Annotated in this window: 2 protein-coding genes and 2 pseudogenes; 3 read left to right on the top strand and 1 reads right to left on the bottom strand. The window is 46.9% G+C overall.

Going from position 1 to position 4,805, the window contains the following annotated elements; genetic code table 11:
• Positions 1 to 133 precede the first annotated feature (133 nt).
• The 3 genes and pseudogenes from L693_RS0119440 (at position 134) to L693_RS0119430 (ending at position 3,998) form a co-directional block, all read left to right on the top strand.
• A pseudogene (locus L693_RS0119440) lies at positions 134 to 1,744 on the top strand (S8 family serine peptidase).
• A 521-nt stretch (positions 1,745 to 2,265) separates the two neighbouring features.
• Positions 2,266 to 3,474 (top strand): annotated as a pseudogene (locus tag L693_RS0119435) (S8 family serine peptidase); the annotation flags it as partial.
• Positions 3,475 to 3,647: 173 nt separating this feature from the next.
• Entirely contained in the window at positions 3,648 to 3,998 is a 351-nt protein-coding gene (locus tag L693_RS0119430) for a prenylated flavin chaperone LpdD (protein WP_025719236.1), read from the top strand.
• Positions 3,999 to 4,006: 8 nt separating this feature from the next.
• On the opposite strand, the gene L693_RS0119425 is transcribed toward L693_RS0119430, so the two are convergent.
• Entirely contained in the window at positions 4,007 to 4,594 is a 588-nt protein-coding gene (locus tag L693_RS0119425; RefSeq protein WP_025719235.1) for a hypothetical protein, read from the bottom strand.
• Positions 4,595 to 4,805: the final 211 nt, after the last annotated feature.

The following is a 4,805-nucleotide window of genomic DNA, read 5'->3' as shown; positions in this document are numbered from 1 at the left end:
CAAAATCCACCTGCTTTGAGCAGGTGGTCGTTTAAGGAGGTGAGTAGCAGAGGCTATTTTGTGAGCTTTTGATACGGTTGTCAGAAGGTTGTTCTTGAGAATCAAAAAACCAAGTAAAGTGAAATGGAAAGTATTGATTAAGTCGAAAAATATCAAAAAGACGCTGTCGGTCAGTTTTACCGCTCTTCTTGCTTTTTCTCTGATTTCTCCGGTGTATGGGGATTCGAGCTCAACCTCCTCGGCAGGAGCTTCAACTATTTCCGCCAAGGTTTCAGCCAAGCTGAACCAGCAATTCAGTAACAGCGAGTATGTCACCTACCTGGTTAAATTAAAAGATCAGGTAGACACGGAGTCGGTTGCGAAGCATGCTCTTCAAAAGGCTTCTGCAGAGCAGATTTCCCCCGCTGCTGCCAAGCTGTCTGTACGTACAACAGTTGTGAACTCGCTTATGGATACAGCAGAAAAAACGCAACAACCTGTGGAAGAATATTTGAAGAAGGAAGTCAACAACGGCAACGTTAAAAAGTACAAGAGCTACTTTATCGTCAACGCACTTGCGGTAACGAGTACCAAAGAGGTACTGGATAATCTGGCTACACTGCCTGAGGTGGATAAAATTTTACCGGATGAAAAACGCGAGCTGCAAAAGGTTGAAATAGACAAGGATGCCCAGCCAGCAGACCGGGAAGCGACAGCCGAACAAGCTGCTGCAGACACGGCTGTAACGGAAGAGAATGCACAGAAGTCGGTGGAGGAATCTGTATACAAGGATGCTGTAACACCTAGCCGAGCCGAATGGAATATTTCCAAAGTCAAAGCACCACAGGTGTGGGCCAAGGGCATTGATGGCAAAGGGGTTGTCGTTGCCAATCTCGATACAGGCGTAGATTATACGCACCCGGCGCTGAAAAGAAAATGGCGTGGTTTGAATGCTTCCGGCCAAGTCGTTAACCCAGAACTGAGCTGGTATGATGCGGTTAACGGAGCATCGCTGCCGGCAGATACAGAAGGACATGGAACACATACGATGGGTACGATCGTTGGCTCGGACAGTAATGGTACGAATGGGATCGGTGTTGCTCCCGGTGCTCAATGGATTGCCGTTCGAGTGTTTAATCCGGATACTACAGACTCCATCTTGCTGGATGGTGGACAGTGAATTCTTGCTCCTGTAGATAAAAGCGGCAAAAAGCACCCTGAGCTTGCACCGGATGTGGTGAATAACTCCTGGGGCGGCGGACCTGGCCTGGATGAATGGTATCGTCCAGTTACCAAAGCGTGGAGAGCGGCTCAGATATTCCCCGAGTTCTCCGCAGGCAACACAACATGGTCAAATCCGGGCGGAGCCGGGTCTGTAGCCAATCCGGCGAATTTGCCGGAAGCTTATGCCACAGGGGCCACCGACATTAACAACAAGCTGGCCAGCTTCTCGCTGCGCGGTCCTTCTCCTTATGGCGAAGTGAAGCCTGAGATTTCGGCTCCTGGTGTAAACATTCGCTCTTCTGTACCTGGCGGAGTGTATGAGGGGGGATGGAACGGTACTTCCATGGCAGGTCCGCATACAGTCGGATTGGTGGCACTGCTTCTCCAGGCCAAGCCATCTTTGACGGTAGATCAGTTGGAGGATGTGATTTCAAAAACAGCGACGCCGCTGACTGACAGCCAGTATCGGACTTCACCGAACAATGGCTACGGCTATGGCCTGATCGACGCGCTCGCTGCGGTGAATTCAGTACTTAACTAGAAGGATCGGATAAATTAAAAAAGACTTCGAAAATCCCTTTGAGCGGCTCGTACAGAGATTGCATACACCTGCTAACCGTGTAATGCACCGTTTACGCAGCCGCTATAAAGGGGTTTTCGTACATAATAGAAGATAAAATTCATAGAATTGCAAGAAAAATGCAAAAAAAACTACTTGTATATCTGTTTTGATAACTTTATATTATCCATATTATATATTTATATAACAATTTTTAATATAAATTGTCATGATATAACATGCTTTTTTTTCGAAGTACTCCTGCTTTCTCTCCTTGGTATCTACTGAATTTCACCACTTGCATTTGAAGCGTTAATTCACCTATGAAGTACATCCATCTATGAACAACCACATATTTTTGTGCCTCTATATTTTATGAAGGAGGTGGTTGCCAACCACATCGTGTCGCGCAGCCCGTGTGTTCGGTGTGCAAGGCATGAGGTCTTGCTTTCGTACAGGTTATTCCGGAAACATTAAACCCAGTAAAAGGAGTGGAGAAGTAATTGATTAAGCCTAAACGATTCAAGAAGCCACTATCTATCGGACTATCTTTACTTATGGCCTTTTCTTTTGTACAACCCGCTTTGGCGAATAACACACCGGATGGCTCCAAGCTGGAGCTGAAATCAGCTTCGCACAAGGTTACGACCGCGAAAGTATCTCCGAAACTAACCAAGCAGTTTGAGGAGAACAACTATGTTACCTATCTGGTTAAATTAAAAGAACAGGTGGACACCAACAAGGTTTCCAAAAATGCTCTCCAAAAGGCCTCACTTGAGAAAATAACACCCTCCGCTGCCAAAATGGCTGCACGCAGCCATGTAATCAGCTCTTTACGCGAAACAGCTTCCAGAACCCAATACGGGCTTGAAAATTATTTGGATAAGCAGTCGAAGGACGGTGGAGTGAAGGAATATAAAAGCTATTTTATTGTGAATGCTCTGGCTGTCACAAGCACCAAGGAGGTGCTGGATCATATTTCGAAGCTGCCTGAAGTTGATAAAATTTTGCCGAATGAAACACGTTATTTGCAGAAAGTGACGGTTGACAAGCAGGCAGAGGGAACCGACGTCAAAACAGCTGAAAAAGCGACAGCAGTAACGGCAAATTCTGAAACGGCAGAGAAAGCTGTAGAGCCGGATAAAGACGATGGAAAAACATCGGCCAAGCCCGGCAATGCAGGCAAGAATGCTGTAGACCCGTCTACGGTGGAATGGAATATATCCCATATTAACGCACCACAAGTTTGGGGAAAAGGAATTGACGGAACCGGAATCGTGGTCGCCAACCTGGATACTGGCGTAGATTACACACATCCGGCCCTGCATCGCAAATGGCGTGGACTGGATGCAGCAGGCAATATTGTGAATCCTGAGCTGAGCTGGTACGATCCGCATAGTCATGCGACGCTCCCAGTCGATCAGGAAGACGATTCCCATGGTACGCATACGATGGGCACGATGGTCGGCTCCGAGGAAAACGGAACGAACCGAATTGGTGTTGCACCAGGTGCAAAGTGGATTGCGGTTCGGATTTTTAATCCGGAAACAACGGATGCGATTATCCTGGACGGCGGTCAGTGGCTGCTTGCGCCCAAAGATGCCCAAGGCAATCTGCATCCCGAGCTTGCACCAGATGTAGTGAACAACTCGTGGGGAGGTGGACCCGGTCTGGATGAATGGTTCCGGCCTGTGGTTCAGGCATGGCGCGAAAATGATACTGTTTCCTTTAAAATAGTGATGAAGGCCCAAGCAAGCCACCGTTTATCGAGGCTTGCTTGGGCCATTTTTAATTGTCGAACTGTTCAGGAAGCGATACAATAATTAGAAACAAATAAAGTGAATATAATCACAATTAAGTATTATTTTAAGCGGGAGAGGATCGTATGATTCATTTGCAAAAAGAAAGCGGACGTATCCGCCTTGTACTGGATGCCTATTTTATGGGGGAGGATATCGTCGTACTCATTTCAGGCGGTGATCAGCCCCATCTGGGAACGATTACAGCGGGGGCTAGACTGGAGCCCATTCAAACCGTGCAATTGCAATCCCACAAGGAATTTTATATTACCGAGGAAATTGCAGTTCGCTTGCGAAAAGAGTTTGCAGGCAACTTTGCGATTTGCTGTGGGGCGCATTTGGACAATACAACCAAGGAAGAAATCAGAGTGCTGACCGATATGGCAATACAATTGGGGAAAGAGCTTATTGGAGAACTCAGGGCAAGACACCTGTAGCGACCACTTTAAGTAAATTCCCGAATGAGTAGATTGCGATAAGGATACTTACTGAAGGGGTACTTAAAAAGCAGGGCAAAGCCGTAATCCTCAATCTGTACGGATTTTAGCGCAGAGGATGGGATCAAACTGCGGATCATCACGGTCACCGCATGCTGGTCTCGCCTGTTGATCGCTTTAGCTAAAGCAGAAGCAAAGCATTGATTGTGTGCCAGCTCCCGGTACAGCGGAAAAACGGCTCTGGCGATGGCACGATGGACTCTTGGCTCAAACGTAAATTGCACTGTTCCCGGTGGAATCGTCGTTCCGTTCGTATAATAAAGCATCGGTGGTTGAACCAAAAAGGAAATAAAGTAGCCGATGCCGTTCGTGCCTAATCCTTGTTTGGCGGCGAGTGGCGCTACCGAGCAAAGAAGGGATTTCATCCGATCCAAATTGCCCTTCACCACAGCCTGTGACCATTGAACGGCAAAACCATGACGGGTCGCGATTGCTTTGTAAAACGGCAGCATGGCGACGGATATTTTTCTGAGCGTGTCAGCTTGTAAACGTTTGTGAGGTGAGCCTCTTCTGCGGGATATTGCACGATATGACATAGCTCTGTCCTCCTTGGCAGGATGCTCTCATGGAGCGCATTTTATCTGTAATAGGTAAAATACTGTATGCTCAATTCGCACAATAGGTGCGTATGAAGCCGATGGTTCTTCTTTTTGACATAAACGAGTATATGAAAGTAGACAAAATTATGAATATTAGCTTGGTTTATTATTTTTTGACGGATTGTCAAGTCAAGTGCGACAGTTCCTG

It is taken from the genome of Paenibacillus sp. 1-18 (assembly GCF_000520755.1).
GTDB classification, from domain to species: domain Bacteria; phylum Bacillota; class Bacilli; order Paenibacillales; family Paenibacillaceae; genus Paenibacillus; species Paenibacillus brasilensis.
Note: the sequence above shows the minus strand (reverse complement) of the source record. Positions and strands in the feature narration are given on the sequence as shown.

Bases quoted from the DNA above. Each gene is read 5' to 3' on its own strand.
- L693_RS0119430 (WP_025719236.1), top strand. From the start codon at position 3,648: ATGATTCATTTGCAAAAAGAAAGCGGACGTATCCGCCTTGTACTGGAT.
- L693_RS0119425 (WP_025719235.1), bottom strand. From the start codon at position 4,594: ATGTCATATCGTGCAATATCCCGCAGAAGAGGCTCACCTCACAAACGT.